Below are 20,106 nucleotides of genomic sequence, written 5' to 3'. Positions count from 1 at the left end.
GCTCATGCAGGCGTGATAACAAGGCGCTGTTGTCGACTTTTATTCATCGATTGCGGTTATTGCGAGCTTATGCGCAAAATCAGAAGGCTGTTTTCTGCTGAGTTTACGGATTCAGATAGCATAGTGGCGCACATATCCCTATAATATGCAGCCAAATTACCCCATGCCCTTAAATACAGGAATTCATCATGCGCCCAAGCAACAGAACTCCAGCACAGTCTCGCCCTGTGACTATTACTCGCCAGTTTACTGCTCATGCCGAAGGTTCGGTTTTAGTAGAATTTGGTGACACCAAAGTACTGTGTACCGCTAGTTTTGAAGAAGGCGTACCGCGTTTCCTTAAAGGCCAAGGCCAAGGTTGGGTAACTGCTGAATATGGCATGCTGCCACGTTCTACTCATAGCCGTATGCAGCGTGAAGCCGCTCGCGGTAAGCAGTCTGGTCGTACTCAAGAAATCCAACGTCTAATCGGCCGTTCACTACGTGCTGCTGTAGACATGAAGCTGCTAGGCGAAAACACCATTGTTATCGACTGTGACGTGATCCAAGCGGACGGTGGTACTCGTACTGCTGCGATTACTGGCGCATGTGTTGCGTTAGTTGACGCACTAAACTGGGCTCGCGGTAAAGGGATCTTGAAGACTAACCCGCTTAAGTTCCTTATTGCTGCGGTAAGTGTTGGTATTTATAAAGGCGAGCCAATCTGCGATTTAGAATATATCGAAGACAGCGCTGCTGAAACTGACATGAACGTGGTAATGACTGAGACCGGTAAGATCATCGAGATCCAAGGTACTGCAGAAGGTGAGCCATTTAGCCATGAAGAGCTATTGAGCCTACTTGATTTGGCTAAGCACGGTATTCGCGAAATCGTTGATATCCAGAAAGCTTCATTGAGCTAATCATCGTTTTTGTTATTAGGGCCCTACGGGGTCCTTTTTGTAAGTAAAGTAATACCAATCAGTATAAGAAGTGGATCTACTCAGAGCGTTTTTTGGCAAACTAATTCAAGGCAAATAGCTGAAAGAATGGTTATTCCCTTGTGAAGCTTTTTAACGCAGAAGTAGGCAGCCAAAAACGCTCCAGAATGGCGAGTTTTAGCGGCTCTGATACTGTGTTAACGAGCTTAAACGTAGAACAACTATGCTCTTCACTCGTTGCCTTGTCTCAGTGCCGCTAAACTCTCGCTGAGCGATCAAATCTTTATACTGATTGGTATATAAATAATACGCAAAGTATTACCCCTACATTTTTAAGGAGAGATTGTGAAAGCCTATCAACGTGAGTTTATTGAATTTGCCCTAGAACGTCAGGTACTTCGATTTGGCGAATTTACGTTAAAGTCAGGCCGCACTAGCCCTTATTTCTTTAACGCTGGCCTGTTTAATACAGGTCGTGACTTAGCGCGTCTAGGTCGTTTTTATGCTGCGGCGCTAGTTGACTCAGGTATTGAGTATGACTTGCTATTTGGCCCTGCATACAAAGGTATTCCAATCGCGACTACAACTGCAGTTGCTCTGTGCGATCACCACGATATCGACATGCCTTACTGCTTTAACCGTAAAGAGAAGAAAGATCACGGTGAAGGTGGCAGCTTGGTGGGTAGCGAGCTGCAAGGCCGCGTCATGTTGGTTGATGATGTGATCACAGCCGGTACCGCGATTCGTGAATCAATGGAAATCATTGAAGCGCATAAAGCAGCATTGGCTGGTGTGTTGATTGCACTAGACCGCCAAGAGAAGGGCAAGGGCGAGCTTTCTGCGATTCAAGAAGTTGAGCGCGATTTTGGCTGTGACATCGTATCTATCATCAAGCTTGAAGACTTGATTAACTACTTGTCTGAAAAGTCAGGTATGGAAGCAGAGCTTGCAACTGTAAGCGCTTACCGCGACCAGTACGGGATTTAAGGTTTTAGGATGACGGAACGCTGCGCTCACGGATAACCGAACGCTACGCTTACGGAAAAGATAAATGCCGCGATTATAGTTAACTAAAATCGCGGCATTTTTTTCTGACTTTTTATCGTTAGCGATAAGGGGGGGAGGGAAGTTGGCCTGCGAACGTTCTGTATACAGTAGCGACGCGTTTGAATCTGCTTTTAATTTCCGTAAGGCCGAAGGCCGTTCTGTTATCTGTTAACGAGCCTGCGAGTGTTCCGTTTTCGGTCTTTAGCTTCGCCGAAAACGAAAAAACGCTGCGTTTATGACGCAGCGTTTTTGTTTTAGTGTTTTAATCTTTTAGGACCTAGGACCTAGGACCTAGGACCTAGAAGCGAAGCGCCCTAGAACCTTCTTTTACTTTAATTACTTAAGAATTCAGCTCTAGTCGCTGGGTTCGACTTAAAGATGCCGCCAAGTGCTGTGGTTGTGGTTGAACTGGTTGAGTCCATCACACCGCGTGATTTTACGCAGTAATGTACCGCGTCCATCTTAACTGCAACATCTTTAGTGCCTAATAACGCCTGTAGTGCCACTAGAACCTGCTGGGTCAAACGCTCTTGCACTTGCGGTCGCTGCGCAAAGAAACGCACGATACGGTTAATCTTAGATAAGCCGATAATGTTCTTACGTGGCAAGTAAGCCACGGTTGCTACACCATCGATAGTGACTAAGTGATGCTCACAGGTACTGGTTAAGCTAATGTCGTTAACCTTAACCATTTCATCAAAGCCCATTTTGTTTTCGATAACGGTGATCTTTGGGAAATTGGCGTAGTCTAGGCCTGAGAATATTTCATCGACGTACATTTTGGCGATACGGCGCGGAGTATCCGCTAAGCTATCGTCGCTCAAGTCCAGTGACATTAAGGTCAAGATCTCACGCATGTGGTGTTCAATCTTGTCTTTACGTACTTCAGCGCTTAGCTCATTTGGTAGCATTGGCGTTTCAAGACCGCGCTCGATCAGTGCAGACTTTACGATTTGAGCAGATTCACTGAGGATTGCTTCTTTTGATGTCATAAGTTCCTCCTTCACCATAAAAAATGAGTGGTGATATTCGTATCCTGTGTACTAGGGCCGTCGGTCTCGGGAAGAGACTCAGTAATCTCTTACAAAATGAAAATTATAGCGCTAGCTATTGGCTTTGTATTGAGAGAGGACGGGAGGATACCGCTATTTGCTGTAAATATACACCGAAAAACGCATTGAAGATAAGAAAAACCGACTAAATTAGTCGGTTTTTCAATTCGCAGTATTACAATCTTAGATTGTTTTTAAACAACTCAGCATTTTGCTGTTGTTTTAAAACATTAAAGCTCTAAGTTTTTCTTAATAAAGCTAACCATAGTGTCGTAATAGAGCTCTCGGCTTTCAGGGGTATAGAAGCCGTGACCTGATTTATCCCAGATTTTCTTTTCATAAGGATAATTGGCTTTTTTCAATGCTTTTTCCATCGCATCAAACTGCTCCATTGGCGCACGCTCATCTTCTTCACCGTGAAGCAGTAATACGCTTGCCTTAAGCTTATGAACGTTGTGTGTTGGTGACATAGCGCGTAAAGATGCTGTGTCATTGCCAAGTACTTCGTTTAGGAATGCTCCACCTGAATAGGATCTTGGAATATCGCCGCTATCGTGCAGTTCTTCAAGATCGTACACACCAACGGTACCTACGGCACATTTATACATATCTGGGGCAATGGTTGGAGCCATTAGTGCTGAATAGCCGCCAAAACTGGCTCCTGAGATACAAATTTTATCTTTATTTGCCCAACCTTGATCAATTGCAAATTGAGTCGCGTCGATAATATCGTACTGAATTTCAGCTCCCCACTTGCGATAACCATCTTGTTCAAATGAAGGCCCGTAACCACCAGAGCCTCTGAAGTTCACCTGCAGAACGGCAATACCATGTTGAGCGAGAAGTTGGTTTTCTGTATTAAATACCCAGTTGTCTCTTGGGCCATGTGGGCCGCCGTGCGGATTAACGACTAGCGGCATGTTTTTGTGCTCTATGCCGTTAGGAAGCGTGATGTAGCCGTGTAACTGCTTGCCGTCTCTGCTGGTAAATTCAATTGGTTTAACTTCAGCCATTTTGTCTGGATTAAGCCAACTTTTTTCTGCGAACAGATATTTAAGCTTCATCTTTTTGCTATCAAAAAGGTAGTAATCTCCAGGGTTTTTATCATTCATGGCAAGAACGATCATCGTGTTGCCGTCGTTCGTTTCGCTAATGATGCGGATACGATGATCTGGAATGGCTACCATTAGCTGATTGAGTGCCTTGGCTTTGCTATTTTTGTCATCGATAAATTGGTATTCAGGAAAACCATTTTCAAACTCAACGGCATAGAGCACTTTAGTTTGGTCATCTATCCATAGCTGGCTTGGGTCAACAACAGGGTGCTGAATCACCTTTTCTTGTACTTTAGTTTTTAAATTAATTTTATAGATAGCGTGAGTTTCAACGCCTTTAGCACCAATGGCGTAGATTGATTTATCATCTTTGGTAAACGAAAGCGGTCTAAATTCTGTGAGATCACCACGAAGGCTATCAGCATCAATCCACTTATTTTTATCTTCATCAAAATAATAAAGTAGATCGTTTTGTTTTTCGTCTTGGCTAAAACTGAGACGAACATTTTGGTCATGATCGACTAAGAAATTAGCATTTTGAACTGGAGACGAGGTTAGTTTTTTACGCTTACCTGAGTAAACGTCAACTTTATAAACTTGGGTTATGGCATGGTTTGTTCCTGTCCAAGGATAGGCCATGACGAGGATGTCATCTTCCTCTTCTGGGAGCGTATCGAGCATGTAGCTTGTTGCTTGAATGGAAGAAGACTTTTTAATATTACCGCTGCTGGTTCCTCCACCACTGCCTTTGTAGCCAAAAATATATTTCGGCTTACTGCCATCAGCATTGACCGCCAGCATCTCTCCGTAATAAGCCGAAGTTTCTATGCGCGCTTGCTTATAGCTCTTTTGTAAAACAACACGTTCATCATTGACCCAATAGTAGCTGCCCACTTCGCCTTTACCCTTAAAATTAACGATATAAGAGGGCTTCATGGTTTCCAAATCTAAAATGATAAGTGCGCGTTTATCGCTTTCTTTATCGATGCTAATACCGCTTAGATAATCGCCTTTAGGGGATATTTTTACTGCGGTGAACTCTGCTGAACGGCTAAAAAGTTCAGCCTGTTCGATACTGCTGGCTTGGACTAAGAAGCTACTGCTGAGTATTGCAGCGCTTACAATTGCAGAAATAATTCTCATACAACTTCCTTGTATAGATCAACGTTGTAGTTATTTTTTGAGAATTGGATTGTAAGTGAAAGGTTGCAGCTTTGTAAATAGATGGCGTAGCCCTTGTTTAGGGCTACTTTATATTGTGTAGCGTTAGCTTTGCAGTAGTTGCTGCTGAATGAAGTCCCACTGCTCATTAAAGTGCTTAGTCGGCTTAAGTTTAAATTCGCTACGCACAAACTGGGCGATACGGCCTTCAGCTACAGCAAGCAATAAGTTTGCTAGCACGGCTTCGTCTAGATTAAAGGCTTTGCCTTCACGTAGACTTTTTTCACGCAGAATTTGCTTTAGATGGGTTTCAATTTTGGCAAATAGCTGGCTAATACGGCTGCGTAAACGTTCGTTTTCACCCAAAAGAGCGTCACCATTTAATACGCGTGAAATGCCTGGGTTACGTTCAGCAAATACTAGCAATAGCTGCAGCAGTAATTGGCAGCGCTTCATGGTGTCTTTTTCTTCATCCATGATTAAGTTTATGCGCGACAATAGCGACTCTTCGATAAACTCAATAAGCCCTTCAAACATGCGAGCTTTACTTGGAAAGTGACGGTAAAGTGCCGCTTCAGATACGCCTACTTCAGCGGCTAATTTGGCTGTAGTTATGCGTTGTCCTGGGCTTGTTTCTAGCATGGTCGCTAAGCACTGTAGGATATGCTCACGACGGTTTATTTTTGGGCTTGCAGCCATTTATCTGTCCTTCACTCGATTACTACTGAGCGAGACGGCAAGGAAACGAAGCTCCATGCTATCCATTAAAATTGATTATACGGTTATCGCATTAATCGTTATTTGGTTCCTGAGTGGCCAAATCCACCTGTGCCGCGATCTGACTGGTTAAACTCGTCGACAAGTTTAAATTCAGCCTGAACAACCGGCACAAAAACCAGCTGCGCGAGTCTGTCGCCAATCTCAATGGTGAATGGCTCGCTACCGCGGTTCCAGCAAGACACCATTAGCGGACCTTGATAGTCCGAATCGATAAGCCCCACTAGGTTACCTAACACAATGCCATGCTTATGCCCTAACCCTGAACGCGGTAAAATAATCGCCGCTAAACTTGGGTCGGCAACGTGAATCGCTATCCCTGTTGGGATTAAAACGGTTTCACCTGGCGCAATGGTCAATTGGGTATCGGTAATGGCACGAAGATCCATACCCGCACTGCCTGATGTGGCGTAAGCTGGTAGCGGAAACTCTGTGCCAATCCGTGAATCGAGGATTTTTAATTCGATTGGTGTCTTCATTAGTTTTTTATTTTATTCGCTATTAGGGTGAGCAATTGCTTTGCTAACGTGTCTTTATCAACTGCCGGTAGCTCTTGACTACCATCGCTCCAAAACACGCTCAATGCATTCGCGTCGCTATTAAAACCAATGTCGGTATTCGATACATCGTTAGCGGCAATCATATCGAGCTTTTTACGGCTCAACTTTCCGCGAGCATATTGCTCTACGTCATTGGTTTCAGCTGCAAATCCAACGGTAAAAGGTCGGTTAGCATGGCTGGCAACGCTGGCTAAGATATCAGGATTTCGAACTAGCGCAAGTTGCATCTGCTCTGCTGATTTTTTAATTTTGCTTTCTGCGACTTCAGCGATTCGATAATCGGCTACTGCGGCGCAGCCAATGAAAATTTGATGTTGTTCAACCTGTGGCATAACTGCATCTAACATTTGCTGCGCAGACTCAACGTTTACGCGTGTCACGCCATTTGGCGTTGCTAGATTAACAGGACCGGCGACAAGTGTGACTTCTGCGCCCATTTCTGCTGCGGCTCTGGCAAGGGCAAAGCCCATCTTGCCTGAGCTGTGGTTAGAGATATAGCGTACCGGGTCGATGGCTTCACGCGTTGGACCCGCGGTGAGCAGTACCGACATGCCTTGCAGAAGTTTAGGACCAAAGAATTCAACGGCTTTTTCTGCAATCGCTACAGGTTCAAGCATTCTGCCAGGGCCTACTTCACCGCAAGCTTGTGAGCCGGAATCTGGGCCCCAAATATGGATGCCGCGCTTGCCGACTTGTTTTAAGTTAGCTTGAGTGGCGGCGTTGCGATACATCTGCTGGTTCATTGCTGGGCAAAGTACTACAGGTGCCTCGGTAGCCAAACATGTGGTGGTGATTAACTCGTCTGCCATGCCGGCATTAACGCGGGCAATTAGATTAGCTGTCGCTGGTGCGATAATGACTAAGTCTGCCCATCTTGCTAGCTCGATGTGACCCATTGATGCTTCAGCAGTTGGGTCGAGTAAGTCGGTAGCAACTGGGTAGCCAGATAGCGCCTGCAGAGTGAGCGGGGTAATAAATTCCTGCGCACTTTGACTCATAACAACACGCACGTCAGCGCCGCGTTCTTTTAATTTACGTACTAGATCAGCTGATTTGTATGCGGCAATACCGCCACCAATTCCAAGTAGTACTTTTTTGTTAGTGAGACCCATAGTTAACTCTTTTTGATAATCACTTTGTGGACCAAGTTTGCGGTCGCACAGCAGAAGTTGGCCTAAGATATCACAAACCTCTAAATGGTGATGAACAACTTCAGAAAATCTAGACCATACTCAAAGAACAGAAACAACAGGGAGGTTGTTATGGCGATAAAGGATTGGCCGGATGGTGAGGCACCGCGAGAAAAATTATTATCTTGTGGTGTAAAACAATTATCAGATGCTGAATTATTGGCAGTGTTGCTTAGGGTGGGTTTAAAAGGCTTAAGTGCAGTTGAGTTGGCCAAGTTGATGATTAATGAGTTTGGTGGCCTTAGAAGCTTGCTTAGCGCTTCTCAAGCACAAGTTTGTCGATTAGATGGAATTGGCCCGGTAAAATTTGCTCAAATGCAGGCTGCAGTGGAATTAGGCGCACGAATTTCGCAAGAAAATCTAAAAAGAGGTAAAATTTTGTCTGATCCTGATTTAACTCGGGACTATTTAATGAGACAATTGTCTGATCGTGCCTATGAAGTGTTCGCTATTTTGTTATTAGATAGCCAACATCGAGTAATTCAATTCGTTGAGTTATTTAGAGGTACAATCAATTCAGCGTCAGTTTATCCACGAGAAGTGGTGAGCTTGGTGCTTGAAAAAAAGGCTGCGGCTGTGATCGTGTGTCACAATCATCCTTCAGGGATTGCAGAGCCAAGTACAGCCGATAGACGAATTACTGAGCGATTGAAACAAGCCCTTCAAACTATTGATGTTTCCTTACTGGATCACATGGTTGTGGGCGATCGAGAGATAGTTTCTTTCGCTGAAAGGGGATGGATTGATTAATCTATTCCTTGATCTTTGATTTTAGATCCTGTATAAAATGCGCCCTCTGTTGTGTGCCTCAGGCGACGGCCGTGTTCGAGGTGCATTAATGCTCGAGCGTTAAATATTGTTTTGGAGAGATTGACATGTCAAGAGTATGCCAAGTAACTGGCAAGCGACCAATGGTTGGTAACAACCGTTCGCACGCGAAGAATGCTACGCGTCGTCGTTTTTTACCTAACCTACAGAACCACCGTTTCTGGTTAGAAGACGAGAAGCGTTTCGTACAGCTACGTATATCTACTAAAGGTATGCGTATCATCGATAAGAAAGGTATTGAAGTTGTTATTGCTGAACTTCGTGCCCGCGGCGAGAAGGTGTAATAAACCATGGCTAAAGCTAAAGGTAATCGTGAGAAGATCAAGCTAGTTTCTAGCGCTAACACTGGTCACTTCTACACGACTGAAAAAAACAAACGTAACATGCCTGAAAAAATGGAAATCAAGAAATTTGATCCAGTTGTTCGTCAGCACGTTATGTACAAAGAAGCTAAAATCAAGTAATTACTTGTTTAAGCATCTTGGAAAAAGCCTCTATTTATAGAGGCTTTTTTTTGCCTGAAATTTGCCCACAAGCGTCATTTTACCCAGTGTCCAATCTACATTTTTTACCTTGCTTTTGTATCGTTATACTTCATCTTTGCCGTTAATACTCTCTTTTGCTTAACCATTCACTGCTTTCACTTGGCTAATTATGATTACTACTTACTAGCTAGACCCACTGTTATCGATAGTGAATAGCTTTTGTATTCTGCTATATGTAATGGTTTAAACGCATATTTAGTGGCGTTGCAGGGGGAGTAGTAAGGTCTGTAATTAGGCTTTTTTAACAATAACTTTGTATGTTAATTAATAATCCGGATTGAAAATTAATGCTTTTTTATTGAATATAAATGCACTATCATCTTTGGGTGTAACTGAGCTCATCATCAAGTATGGCGCTTCGGGTATCTTTCTCTCTATTTTAAAGGTGATGTTAACGTGCGAACCACTGAACTTGTTGATGGATTTCGTCATTCTGCTTCCTATGTTAATGCCCATAGAGGCAAGACTTTTGTTGTTATGCTTGGCGGAGAAGCCTTGGCGCAGCAACAGTTTCGCTCGATCATTAACGACATCGCTTTGCTGCATAGCCTAGGGATCAAAATTGTATTGGTTCATGGCGCGAGACCGCAAATAGACCAAGCGTTAGCTGAGCACAGTCTGCCAGCCGAATATTACAATGGCGTGAGGATCACCGAAGAAGAGTCTCTGCGAGTGATTAAGCAAGTTGTTGGTGGGTTGCACCTTGATATTACTGCGCGTTTATCAATGAGCTTAAGTAATACCCCTATGCAGGGCGCGCAAATCAATGTTGTCAGTGGTAATTTCGTTATTGCCCAACCCTTAGGGGTGGAAGATGGCGTTGATTACTGCCTGACTGGCAAGGTACGTCGAATTGACAGTCAAGGCTTGAAGCGTCAGTTAGACAATAGCGGTATTGTATTATTAGGCCCTGTGGCCGCGTCAGTGACTGGTGAGAGCTTCAACCTTACGGCAGAGGAAGTGGCTACCCAAATTGCGATAAAGCTTAAAGCTGACAAGATGATAGGGTTTAGCTCGCAGAAAGGTATTTTAGATAGCACAGGGCAGGTTCTTGCTGAGTTGATGCCAACGGATGCACAAAAAATTCTTAATGATTTACCTGAAGTGACGCCGTTTTGTGTGGGCACTAAAGCATTTTTGCAGGCGAGTATTGATGCTTGCCGCAATGGGGTAAGTCGTTGTCACTTTGTCAGTTATCTTGATGACGGTGCACTGCTACAGGAACTGTTCTCTCGTGATGGTATTGGTACCCAGATTGTTACCGAAAGTGCTGAGCGTTTGCGTAGAGCATCAATCCGCGATATTGGTGGCATATTGGATTTGATCCGTCCATTAGAGCAAAAAGGCATTTTAGTTAGACGTTCTCGTGAACAACTAGAGATGGAAATCGAACAGTTTATGCTGATTGAACGCGACAGTTTAGTTATTGGCTGCGCCGCCTTTTACCCGTTTGAAGAAGATAACGCCGGCGAGTTTGCTTGTTTGGTGGTACACCCAGACTATCGCGATGCCGACAGAGGTAGTTTACTGCTGCAAAATATTATTGGGCAGGCTCGGGTACGCGGTTATTCACGTTTATTTGCATTGACGACTCGCAGTATTCATTGGTTCTTAGAGCATGGCTTTAATATGGTTGAGGTCGATGAATTACCTGAAAAGAAAAAGCAGCTGTATAACTACCAACGTAAATCTAAGATTTTAGCGCTGGACTTGTAAAGCAAACTTGAATCAAGCCAAAGTTTGACAGTTTATGTCGGTGTGTAACAATGCTGACAACAGTCGTTATTAGGTTCGCTTATGTCTCAGGTTTACCCGCTAGCACCACTTACCTCTACTGGCCATTGGAGCTTTGTGGCACTGTTGGCAATTTTGATTGGATTGGGTGTATTTATCTACTGCAAGAATATGCCCAAAGTGAGCAAGGCCGTTAGCATTGGTGTATTACTGCCTATGGTTCTGGCCTTTAGTTGGATGTTCTATAAAGTGAATGATTCCAAGTTGGTGATTAGTGCTGATAGCTTGACCTTGGACGTGCCTTTTTATGGTTTTAGCATACCCTTAACTGAAATCGATTTGGACGAGATTACCCGTGTCGATTGGGGTAAAAGCCCAGAATTAAAACCTAATTTAAGAGCTAACGGTATTGGCATGCCGGGGTTTCAATTAGGTTGGTTTAGGTTAGCCAATGAGCAAAAGGCTTTTGTGGCGACAACCAGTACCGACAACATTGTCTCTATTCCGACAAAGCGAAATTACCCGTTGATTTTGAGTCTACAGAACCCTGAAAAGCTGACACGAAACGACCCTTAATCGTAAACAAAAAAGCGAACCATAAGGTTCGCTTTTTTAGTTATATCGATCTGTTACTTTTTCGCTTTACGCTTATAAAGCATATCCAAAGTAAATAGGAATAATGCCGCCCAGATAAACGCAAAGGTAATGCCTTTCTCTGCATCAAAAGGTTCATTGAATAGTGCGATAGCCAGAATAAACATAATACTTGGGCCGATGTATTGGAAAAAGCCCAGCATGGAAAATGGAATTCTCACCGCTGCAGAAGCAAAGCACAGTAATGGCACTGTAGTGACAACACCAGCAGCAACTAATAATAAGTTATGGTGCAGATCATTAGCCAATAAGTGAGTTAATGAGTCGCCAGTGTTGGTAAACAGGTAAACCAATGCTACTGGCAGCAAAATAGCGGTTTCAACTAATAGTCCGGTTTTCGCGTCGACATTGACCTTCTTACGCAGTAAACCGTAAAAGGCAAATGAACACGCTAGGCCGAGTGAGACTAATGGGATTGAGCCAAAAGAGATCAGCTGGATCATTACGCCTGTTGCCGCTAATGCCACTGCTGCCCACTGTAATTTACGTAGGCGTTCACCTAGAAAGATCATCGCCAAACTGACGTTCACTAGCGGGTTAATAAAGTAACCTAAGCTGGCATCCAGCATATGGTCGTTATTGACCGCCCAGATAAACAGTAACCAGTTACCTGCGATTAGCACCGATGTTACGCATAGCACGGCAAGCTGCTTTGGCTGTTTAAGTAGATGGCGTAAACGTGCAAAGCCACCAAATAGTGCGATTAAAATCGTCACAAAGAAAAATGACCAGATGACTCGGTGCAGCAAAATTTCTGCAGCAGGAACGTTATCAAGTAACTTAAAATAAATCGGGGCAAATCCCCAAAGGGTATAAGCGCAAACGGCGTATAGTATGCCTTTGCGGTATTCAATTTCTTGCATTGGAATGTGCTAAATAGAAAGGTAATTGCGAATTGTAGTCTTGCTCTTATTCAGACTCAAGTCGGTAGGCTATTTTAGTAAAACAGTCTGCTGTTATCTAAAAGTGACGCCGAGGAAACTTTTGCTGCCACTTTTACTCTCTATATTATCGACTGCGGGATGCTAAATGTGGCGATAAATCGCCTGTAGAGCTTGTTGAATGTTTTATCGATAGCGATTATCCAACCATGTATGTACCAGTGCCAAAGGCAATATGGTCGCCTTTTTCATTATGCAGCTCCATCCTTGATACTGATACGCGGTTGCCTGCTCTTATCACTGTGCCTGTACCTGTAAAAATTTCACCGCGGCCAGGGCGTAAATAGTCGACTCGCATGTCGATGGTACCTAGGGTCTTAATGCGTTGCTCTAACTCTTCTAGTGTCCAATCGTCGCGGCTGGCAACTAGCCCTGAGAAAGCGGTAAGGCCACCCACTACATCGAGCACTGTGGCTGTGACGCCGCCATGGAGTATTTGTTGATGGATGTTGCCAATGAGCTCAGGTTTCATTTTCACTTCAATCTCGACGCCGTGCATATCATAACGCTTGATATCCATACCGAGCAGGTTATGAAACGGTACATGTTGATCAAAAATTTCGGCGACTCTGCGTAGAGTTTCTTGTTGAATAACATGACTCATCTTGCTTCCTTTTTGCTGATTAGACATCGGATTATTCGCTTTAGAGTATTTAATCTATCGCTAATGGTTGCCGCGACGCAAGCTTAAATTTTATCCACTAGTGACAATCGAGAGAGACAATGACCTCCGCCTACATTAGAATAGTCAGCCCTATTTTTAACACAGGTTCACTATGGATCAGGCGGCGCTCGAGAATCCGATCGATCAGTTATCTTCCACCCTTCAGTCGGTATTTGGTTACCGTACTTTTAGAGAGGGGCAGCAGGAGGTGATTGAGCAGATCTGCGCAGGACAAGATTGCTTAGTGATCATGCCTACGGGTGGCGGTAAAAGCCTGTGTTATCAATTACCCGCTTTATTAATGCCTGGATTGACCGTGGTGGTGTCACCGCTGATCTCGTTAATGAAAGATCAGGTCGATAGCCTTATTCAAACCGGCGTGGCAGCAGCTTACTTAAACTCATCTCAACCTAGAGAAGAGAGCCTTCAGATCTTACAAAAGATGCGTTATGGCGAGCTAAAGCTGTTGTATGTATCGCCAGAGCGATTACTGCAAGGTAGCTTTATCGATAGACTGCATGAGCTTAATGTTTCTTTATTTGCGATTGACGAAGCGCACTGTATCTCGCAGTGGGGCCATGACTTTAGACCTGAATATGCAGCTCTAGGTCAATTACGCCAACAGTTTCCACAAGTGCCGATTATGGCGTTAACCGCCACGGCCGATAAAGCCACTCGTGCGGATATTTGTGAGCGGCTTACGATTACGCCACACTCGCTGTTAACCAGCTTTGATAGGCCCAATATCCGCTATACCGTGGCTGAAAAGCTCAATGCGGCTAATCAGTTGCGTCAGTTCGTTGATGCGCAAAATGGCACGAGTGGTATTGTATATTGCAGTAGTCGTCGCCGAGTTGATGAGGTGGCTGAGCGTTTACGTCTACAAGGTCATCAAGCTGAAGCTTACCATGCTGGGAAAACCCAAGAAGAGCGCGCTGACGTTCAAGATAGATTTTTAAAAGATCAGCTCGATATCGTAGTCGCCACCGTCGCATTTGGTATGGGCATTAACAAGTCTAACGTACGCTATGTGGTGCACTACGACATCCCTAAAAGTGTTGAAGCTTACTATCAAGAAACCGGGCGTGCTGGCCGTGATGGTTTAGACTCTGAGGCGTTAATGTTATTTGACCCTGCCGATATCGGTAGAGTGCGTCATCTTATTGAGCAATCGGAACCCGGACCACAACAGCAAGTTGAGTTTCATAAGCTTAATACCATGGCGGCGTTTGCTGAAGCGCAAACCTGTCGTCGCCAAGTGCTATTACATTACTTTGATGAACCAGCGCTGCAGGCTTGTGGTAACTGTGATATCTGCCTAGACCCACCTAAAAAGTACAACGGTATTCAGGATGCACAAAAGGTGCTGTCTTGTGTATACCGTATAGGTCAGCGCTTTGGCATTAATCATTTGATTGAAGTGTTGCGTGGTTCAAAGTCTGCCAGTGTGATTGAGCGTGGCCACGATAAGCTTTCTACTTGGGGCATTGGTAAAGAGAAGAGTCATGAGCACTGGTTAAGTGTGATCCGCCAATTGATCCATTTAGGCTTAGCAACTCAAGATATTACCCGTGGTTCCTCAGTTACCCTTAACCCGTCTGCGCGCGCAGTATTAAAGGGTGAAGTGGAGCTGTTATTGGCAGAGCCAAGAATCGTTATTCAAACCACCAAGCGTCGCAGTAATAATCCTCGCGCGCCGCTTAATTATGATCGTAAGTTGTTTGCGAGACTGAAACTACTACGTCGTACATTGGCGGAAGAGTTAGATGTGCCACCTTACTTAGTATTTAACGATGCAACGCTAGCGGAAATGGCGGCGATTTTGCCGACCAGCCCAGGTGAAATGTTGGCAGTTAACGGGGTTGGTGAACGTAAACTTGAGCGTTTCGGTGGCGAGTTCTTAGATGAAATTGCCGATTACCTAGCAGAAGGTTAAGCGGCAACTATTGATTCTGGTTAATTGGTTTAAGCCTTCTTAACTGACTAACGTTGGCGCGTTTAATCATTGATTGTAAATTATCAAACTGCTGCATACAGGCAAGGCCAATATTGACCTTGCTGTCATTTTGCCACATAGCGATGGTTCCTGATAACTGCTCAATAACGTTAATCGCACCTGCCTCTGAGGTATGCGGTAGCATGATCAATAGCTGCTGCTCAGATTGCAAAAATACTAAGTCCTGCTCTCTTAACTTCGTTTTAAGCTGTTCAATCATTATCGGAATATCATCGCTTAATACTACGCTAGGATCCAATACTAAAAGTGACAGTGGGTAGTTGGCGTGACGGCTAACGCTCAGCATATCTTCCAGCCTCTGTTTACCCGTTGCATTTGGTTTAACCGGTGTAGGCTCTTTTGGTACTGAAATACGAGTCGCTCCCTGCCTATGGTACCAAGCAATAAAGATAATTAAGCTAAATAAAATGAATAGTATTGGTAATATGGAGGTCGGGATAAGCTGTCCCGGCATAAGCGTGGCTTTAGTACTTTGCTTCTCTTTGGATACTTGCTTTTGTCGGCTTAAGTCTGACTTTAAGTGTGATAACCATATGTTTTGGATAAATAAGGTATCGTTTTCAGCCGCTTTAAAGCGCAGTAGTTGATAGTCATAGGCTAAGGCATAGTCTTGCTTATTGGCAAAGTAGTTTGCTAAAACTGCGTAAGCGAGCTTTTGGTCTGTATAACGTTGTTTCTGTTTAGCTAAATCAATGGCTTGATTCAGCTGCCCTAAGCCTAAACTTTCCTCACCTTGAGCAAGGTTAATCTGCCCAAGTAGATATAACGCACTAATTGTTTCGCTAGAATTAGACTGTTTCTTAAACGTGTTGAGACTCAAATGTAATAGTTGATTGGCGCTGCTGTATTTGCCGCTTAGAAAGTCGATATAGCCAATTTCTTTATAGGCAACCGCGAGCTCAAATGGGCTACCTAACTCTGCTAGCTGGCTTCTTGCTCCTTGAATATATCTATCTCTTAATTCTGGCTGATTACTCTGTTGCGACAAATTAGCTGCTTCAATTAATAAGTTTAGCGCAATCTTACCTTCAGCTAGCTCATCATCTAATGCTTCATTAATAAAAGCTTTTGCTTCTTTGGGCTCATTCTCGTCCAATAATAGTTTGGCCATTGCGACTTTTAAATAAGCACTTGGTGTGAGCAGCCACTGTTGTTCTTGTTGGGCTACTTGCGGGTAAAGGTCGAGAGCAAGACGAAGATCTTCAATTGCAGTATTGTTATGGAGCACTTTTGCATCTAGTTGGCTTCTTAACCATAAGCCGTTAATAAGTGCTTGGGGTTGTTCAAGTTGGCGCGATAAGCCAATAGATGAATGAATTAAAGGTAGGGCTTCTTGGTAGTTACCATAGTTTACATAAGCTTGAGCCATACAGTTATAGAAGTATGGACGTGCTTCGTGCAATTTTAATTGCTTGGCTTTAGCCTCGTTGAGTCTAGCAAGGTTGATAGCTGCGGCATTTTCGCCAAGCTGCAAATAAGCCTGACATTTAAGTGCACTTAAGCGTAATTGCAATACTTGAGGATCTAAGAAGGTATAAACATCTTTTTCGATATCATGGATGTCATTTAGCGTTTTACTGGGATATTGGAAAACAGCAGTATTGAGTTGCTCAAATTGCTCCAGCGTTAATGAATGCGCAGGCGAAAGCCACAGCAAAAAGCTGAGGATTATGATACGAAAATCCATTTTAAAGCGCTCCAGGGTGGATCCTTATCCGCTATGTATCTGACTAAGATCGGCATTATAGCGAATATAAATAAAATATGCATAAAAAAGCTGGTGGCGAGAGAATATTGCGATGGCTTATACAAATGTAGAGGTTGATGCGATTAAAAATCAACAATGCTTACATATACGCCGTTATCTATCTTTTTTTGGTTTTTTTTGAGCGATTATCAGCCTGAAAATAACTGAAGTAAGCTAATTCATGGTTGACACTGAACTTAATGCAAGTTAAAAATTAACCGTCCCAGCGATAAGTTGTGGGAATATTTATGTGAACAGGCTGAATAAAAAGTGAAGAAATGTAACCGTGCGCAACTAGGACTCCTTATTCTCATTCTCGCAGACTCTGCGCGGAGGACTTAGTGTTATACGCTTGAAAGTAAGCTTGCATTAATTAACCCCGCTGATAACGCGGGGTTTTTTGTATTCGAACCGACCAAATAGCAACGTCAACGCATAACTGAACAATGATGTTCGATGGAGAAGATAGATGTCTAACCGAGTAATTATATTTGACACCACACTACGAGATGGTGAACAAGCACTAGCAGCTAGCTTAACGGTTAAGGAAAAACTTCAAATTGCACTCGCGTTAGAACGTTTAGGCGTTGATGTGATGGAAGTCGGCTTCCCTGTATCTTCCCCTGGAGACTTTGAGTCGGTACAGACGATTGCTAGAACTGTTAAAAACAGTCGAGTGTGTGCGTTATCAAGAGCATTAGAAAAAGACATTGATGCCGCAGCGCAGGCGATGTCAGTTGCTGAGCAGTTTCGCATCCATACCTTTATTTCGACTTCAACGATCCATGTTGAAAGCAAACTTAAGCGCTCATTTGATCAAGTGTTAGAGATGGCTGTTGGCGCAGTTAAGTATGCCCGTCGCTTTACTGACGATGTTGAGTTCTCATGTGAAGATGCGGGTCGTACACCGATTGATAACCTTTGTCGCATGGTAGAGGAGGCTATTAAGGCCGGGGCTCGTACCATTAACATCCCTGATACTGTGGGTTACACCGTACCAAGCGAGTTTGGCGGCATTATTCAAACACTATTCAATCGTGTTCCGAATATCGACCAAGCAGTAATCTCTGTGCATTGCCACGATGATTTAGGCTTGTCTGTCGCTAACTCTATTACAGCAGTGCAGCATGGCGCTCGCCAAATCGAATGTACAGTAAATGGTATTGGTGAGCGTGCGGGTAACTGTTCGCTAGAAGAGATCGCAATGATCTTGTCGACTCGTAAAGCGGAGTTAGGGCTTGAAACAGGGATTAACGCTAAAGAGATCCATCGTACATCAAGTTTAGTGAGTCAGCTTTGTAATATGCCAGTGCAAGCAAATAAAGCGATTGTTGGCGCCAACGCATTTACTCACTCTTCTGGCATTCACCAAGATGGCATGCTTAAAGCGCAGAATACTTACGAGATCATGACCCCAGAAAGTATTGGTCTGAACCGCAACAACTTGAACATGACATCACGCTCAGGCCGCCACGTGATTAAGCACCGTATGACTGAGCTTGGCTATGGTGAGCAAGATTACGATATGGATGTGCTTTACGAAGAGTTTTTGGCGCTAGCGGATAAGAAAGGCCAAGTCTTTGATTATGACTTAGAAGCATTAGCCTTTATGGAGGCTCAAGCCGAATCGGACGATCATTATAAGTTGCAGCAATTAGTTGTGCACTCTGATTCAACAGAAGGCAGCGCTACTGCCACTGTAAAGGTTGCGGTAAATGGTGAGATGATTACCGAGGCCGCAACAGGTAACGGTCCTGTTGATGCCGCTTATAAAGCTGTTGCAAGAGCAAGTGGTTGTGAAACCAATATTACTAGCTACCAGTTAAGCGCTAAAGGTGAAGGTCAAAACGCATTAGGCCAGGTTGACATTACCGCCAAATATCGTGAGCAGAATTTCCATGGTGTGGGCTTAGCCACCGACGTGGTTGAAGCATCGGCAAAAGCATTAATTCACGTAATGAACCTAACATGGCGCGCAGATAAAGTCGCTGATTGTAAGCAGCGTATCCAGCAAACAAAACAAGCGCTAGGCGGGGTGTAACCCCCCCCCTCTTTGTGTGTCGGCAAGTTTAAAGATAAATACAAATTGTAGAATCAATTACAGGAGTTAGCTGAAGTATGAGTTATCAGATTGCAGTACTGGCAGGAGATGGTATTGGGCCAGAAGTGATGGCTGAAGCGCGCAAAGTGCTAAAGGCAACCGAAGAACGCTTTGCACTTTCTATCGAATATAGTGAATACGATGTTGGTGGTGCGGCAATTGATAATCATGGTTGCCCACTCCCTGAAGCAACTCTAAAAGGTTGTGAAGCATCAGACGCGATTTTATTTGGTTCTGTGGGTGGCCCCAAATGGGAGCACCTAGCGCCAAATGATCAGCCAGAGCGTGGTGCCTTATTGCCGCTTCGTGGTCACTTTGAGCTGTTCTGTAATATGCGCCCGGCTAAGTTGCATGCCGGCCTTGAGCATATGTCACCACTGCGCAGTGATATCTCATCTCGTGGTTTTGATGTGCTTTGTGTGCGTGAGCTAACCAGTGGCATTTACTTTGGTAAGCCAAAAGGTCGTCAAGGTGAAGGCGAAAACGAAGAAGCCTTCGATACCATGCGTTATAGCCGCAAAGAGATCCGTCGTATTGCAAAAATTGCTTTTGAAACGGCTCAAGGTCGTCGCAAGAAGGTGACTTCAGTTGATAAAGCTAACGTGCTGGCTTGTTCAGTACTTTGGCGTGAAGTAGTTGAGGAGGTCGCTAAAGACTTCCCCGATGTTGAGCTCGAACATATTTATATCGACAATGCGACTATGCAGCTATTGCGTCGTCCAGATGAGTTCGACGTTATGCTGTGTTCTAATTTGTTTGGTGACATCATTTCAGATGAAATCGCCATGCTAACAGGCTCTATGGGCTTATTGTCTTCAATCAGCATGAATAGTTCTGGCTTTGGTTTGTATGAGCCTGCTGGTGGTAGTGCGCCAGATATCGCGGGCCAAGGCATTGCAAACCCTGTGGCGCAAATCCTTTCAGCTGCTTTATTGCTGCGCCATAGTCTTAAACAAGACGCTGCCGCAGCTGCGATTGAAAAAGCTGTTGGCCAAGCTTTAAGTGATGGTTACTTAACTGGGGAGTTGCTTTCTAGTGACGAGCGCCACAAAGCTAAGTCGACCAGTGAAATGGGTGATTACATTGCCAAATTGATTAGAGAAGGGGCGTAGT

At 44.2% G+C, this 20,106-nt stretch carries 18 protein-coding genes; 10 read left to right on the top strand and 8 right to left on the bottom strand.

All coding sequences use genetic code 11. The features are described from left to right. The first annotated feature begins 188 nt into the window (after positions 1 to 188). A complete protein-coding gene (rph, locus tag L2747_RS15510) occupies positions 189 to 902 on the top strand; it encodes a ribonuclease PH (RefSeq protein ID WP_012157036.1) in 714 nt (237 codons plus the stop codon). 363 nt (positions 903 to 1,265) lie between these two features. Continuing rightward, a complete protein-coding gene (gene pyrE, locus L2747_RS15505; RefSeq protein WP_220760937.1) occupies positions 1,266 to 1,907 on the top strand; it encodes an orotate phosphoribosyltransferase in 642 nt (213 codons plus the stop codon). Between the two features lie 392 nt (positions 1,908 to 2,299). Here pyrE and folE read toward each other — a convergent pair whose 3' ends face one another. The 5 genes from folE to coaBC form a co-directional block, all read right to left on the bottom strand. Beyond that, positions 2,300 to 2,959: a GTP cyclohydrolase I FolE gene (gene folE / locus L2747_RS15500; protein ID WP_248999918.1), complete on the bottom strand. Its 660-nt coding sequence runs from the start codon at positions 2,957 to 2,959 to the stop codon at positions 2,300 to 2,302. Between the two features lie 290 nt (positions 2,960 to 3,249). Then, the gene (locus tag L2747_RS15495) at positions 3,250 to 5,217 is read right to left on the bottom strand and encodes an alpha/beta hydrolase family protein (protein ID WP_248999917.1); all 1,968 of its coding nucleotides are present in this window, start codon (positions 5,215 to 5,217) and stop codon (positions 3,250 to 3,252) included. A gap of 123 nt (positions 5,218 to 5,340) precedes the next feature. Beyond that, complete coding sequence (gene slmA, locus L2747_RS15490) at positions 5,341 to 5,934, bottom strand: nucleoid occlusion factor SlmA (protein WP_248999916.1); 594 nt, start codon at positions 5,932 to 5,934, stop codon at positions 5,341 to 5,343. Between the two features lie 98 nt (positions 5,935 to 6,032). Further along, a complete protein-coding gene (gene dut / locus L2747_RS15485; protein ID WP_248999915.1) occupies positions 6,033 to 6,491 on the bottom strand; it encodes a dUTP diphosphatase in 459 nt (152 codons plus the stop codon). Continuing rightward, a complete protein-coding gene (coaBC, locus tag L2747_RS15480; RefSeq protein ID WP_248999914.1) occupies positions 6,491 to 7,684 on the bottom strand; it encodes a bifunctional phosphopantothenoylcysteine decarboxylase/phosphopantothenate--cysteine ligase CoaBC in 1,194 nt (397 codons plus the stop codon). The genes dut and coaBC overlap by 1 nt, the downstream gene beginning before the upstream one ends. 150 nt (positions 7,685 to 7,834) lie before the next feature. Between coaBC and radC the strand changes: the two genes are divergently transcribed. The 5 genes from radC to L2747_RS15455 all read left to right on the top strand — a co-directional run bounded on the left by radC (position 7,835) and on the right by L2747_RS15455 (position 11,445). Next, a complete protein-coding gene (gene radC / locus L2747_RS15475; protein WP_248999913.1) occupies positions 7,835 to 8,512 on the top strand; it encodes a RadC family protein in 678 nt (225 codons plus the stop codon). Positions 8,513 to 8,637: 125 nt separating this feature from the next. Next, positions 8,638 to 8,874, top strand: a complete 237-nt coding sequence (gene rpmB / locus L2747_RS15470) for a 50S ribosomal protein L28 (RefSeq protein WP_220781282.1) — start codon at positions 8,638 to 8,640, stop codon at positions 8,872 to 8,874. A gap of 6 nt (positions 8,875 to 8,880) precedes the next feature. Continuing rightward, the gene (gene rpmG, locus L2747_RS15465; protein WP_012275560.1) at positions 8,881 to 9,054 is read left to right on the top strand and encodes a 50S ribosomal protein L33; all 174 of its coding nucleotides are present in this window, start codon (positions 8,881 to 8,883) and stop codon (positions 9,052 to 9,054) included. Positions 9,055 to 9,531: 477 nt separating this feature from the next. Then, positions 9,532 to 10,851 (top strand): amino-acid N-acetyltransferase, encoded by a 1,320-nt coding sequence (argA, locus tag L2747_RS15460; RefSeq protein ID WP_248999912.1) that lies wholly within the window; start codon positions 9,532 to 9,534, stop codon positions 10,849 to 10,851. An 81-nt stretch (positions 10,852 to 10,932) separates the two neighbouring features. Further along, positions 10,933 to 11,445 (top strand): PH domain-containing protein, encoded by a 513-nt coding sequence (locus L2747_RS15455; protein ID WP_248999911.1) that lies wholly within the window; start codon positions 10,933 to 10,935, stop codon positions 11,443 to 11,445. 53 nt (positions 11,446 to 11,498) lie between these two features. Here L2747_RS15455 and rarD read toward each other — a convergent pair whose 3' ends face one another. After that, entirely contained in the window at positions 11,499 to 12,386 is an 888-nt protein-coding gene (rarD, locus tag L2747_RS15450; RefSeq protein ID WP_248999910.1) for an EamA family transporter RarD, read from the bottom strand. 217 nt (positions 12,387 to 12,603) lie between these two features. After that, entirely contained in the window at positions 12,604 to 13,068 is a 465-nt protein-coding gene (locus tag L2747_RS15445) for a thioesterase family protein (RefSeq protein ID WP_248999909.1), read from the bottom strand. A gap of 172 nt (positions 13,069 to 13,240) precedes the next feature. Here L2747_RS15445 and recQ point away from each other — a divergent pair, with 172 nt between their 5' ends. Next, positions 13,241 to 15,064, top strand: a complete 1,824-nt coding sequence (gene recQ, locus L2747_RS15440; protein WP_248999908.1) for a DNA helicase RecQ — start codon at positions 13,241 to 13,243, stop codon at positions 15,062 to 15,064. Between the two features lie 7 nt (positions 15,065 to 15,071). Here recQ and L2747_RS15435 read toward each other — a convergent pair whose 3' ends face one another. After that, entirely contained in the window at positions 15,072 to 16,832 is a 1,761-nt protein-coding gene (locus L2747_RS15435; RefSeq protein ID WP_248999907.1) for a tetratricopeptide repeat protein, read from the bottom strand. A 529-nt stretch (positions 16,833 to 17,361) separates the two neighbouring features. On the opposite strand from L2747_RS15435, the gene leuA reads away from it, so the two are divergent. Beyond that, the gene (leuA, locus tag L2747_RS15430) at positions 17,362 to 18,933 is read left to right on the top strand and encodes a 2-isopropylmalate synthase (RefSeq protein WP_248999906.1); all 1,572 of its coding nucleotides are present in this window, start codon (positions 17,362 to 17,364) and stop codon (positions 18,931 to 18,933) included. 77 nt (positions 18,934 to 19,010) lie between these two features. Further along, positions 19,011 to 20,105 carry a 3-isopropylmalate dehydrogenase gene (leuB, locus tag L2747_RS15425; protein WP_248999905.1) on the top strand — a complete coding sequence of 365 codons (1,095 nt, stop codon included), beginning with the start codon at positions 19,011 to 19,013 and terminating at the stop codon, positions 20,103 to 20,105. Position 20,106 lies beyond the last annotated feature (1 nt).

Origin of the sequence: Shewanella marinintestina (assembly GCF_023283845.1) — a bacterium.
Taxonomy (GTDB): Bacteria; Pseudomonadota; Gammaproteobacteria; order Enterobacterales; family Shewanellaceae; genus Shewanella; species Shewanella marinintestina.
The sequence above is the reverse complement of the archived record's forward strand: the minus strand, read 5'-3'. Positions and strand labels throughout refer to the sequence as shown.

Coding starts and splice junctions, on each gene's coding strand:
- rph (WP_012157036.1), top strand. CDS start 189: ATGCGCCCAAGCAACAGAACTCCAGCACAGTCTCGCCCTGTGACTATT.
- folE (WP_248999918.1), bottom strand. CDS start 2,959: ATGACATCAAAAGAAGCAATCCTCAGTGAATCTGCTCAAATCGTAAAG.
- L2747_RS15495 (WP_248999917.1), bottom strand. CDS start 5,217: ATGAGAATTATTTCTGCAATTGTAAGCGCTGCAATACTCAGCAGTAGC.
- slmA (WP_248999916.1), bottom strand. CDS start 5,934: ATGGCTGCAAGCCCAAAAATAAACCGTCGTGAGCATATCCTACAGTGC.
- dut (WP_248999915.1), bottom strand. CDS start 6,491: ATGAAGACACCAATCGAATTAAAAATCCTCGATTCACGGATTGGCACA.
- coaBC (WP_248999914.1), bottom strand. CDS start 7,684: ATGGGTCTCACTAACAAAAAAGTACTACTTGGAATTGGTGGCGGTATT.
- radC (WP_248999913.1), top strand. CDS start 7,835: ATGGCGATAAAGGATTGGCCGGATGGTGAGGCACCGCGAGAAAAATTA.
- rpmB (WP_220781282.1), top strand. CDS start 8,638: ATGTCAAGAGTATGCCAAGTAACTGGCAAGCGACCAATGGTTGGTAAC.
- rpmG (WP_012275560.1), top strand. CDS start 8,881: ATGGCTAAAGCTAAAGGTAATCGTGAGAAGATCAAGCTAGTTTCTAGC.
- L2747_RS15455 (WP_248999911.1), top strand. CDS start 10,933: ATGTCTCAGGTTTACCCGCTAGCACCACTTACCTCTACTGGCCATTGG.
- rarD (WP_248999910.1), bottom strand. CDS start 12,386: ATGCAAGAAATTGAATACCGCAAAGGCATACTATACGCCGTTTGCGCT.
- L2747_RS15445 (WP_248999909.1), bottom strand. CDS start 13,068: ATGAGTCATGTTATTCAACAAGAAACTCTACGCAGAGTCGCCGAAATT.
- recQ (WP_248999908.1), top strand. CDS start 13,241: ATGGATCAGGCGGCGCTCGAGAATCCGATCGATCAGTTATCTTCCACC.
- L2747_RS15435 (WP_248999907.1), bottom strand. CDS start 16,832: ATGGATTTTCGTATCATAATCCTCAGCTTTTTGCTGTGGCTTTCGCCT.
- leuA (WP_248999906.1), top strand. CDS start 17,362: ATGTCTAACCGAGTAATTATATTTGACACCACACTACGAGATGGTGAA.
- leuB (WP_248999905.1), top strand. CDS start 19,011: ATGAGTTATCAGATTGCAGTACTGGCAGGAGATGGTATTGGGCCAGAA.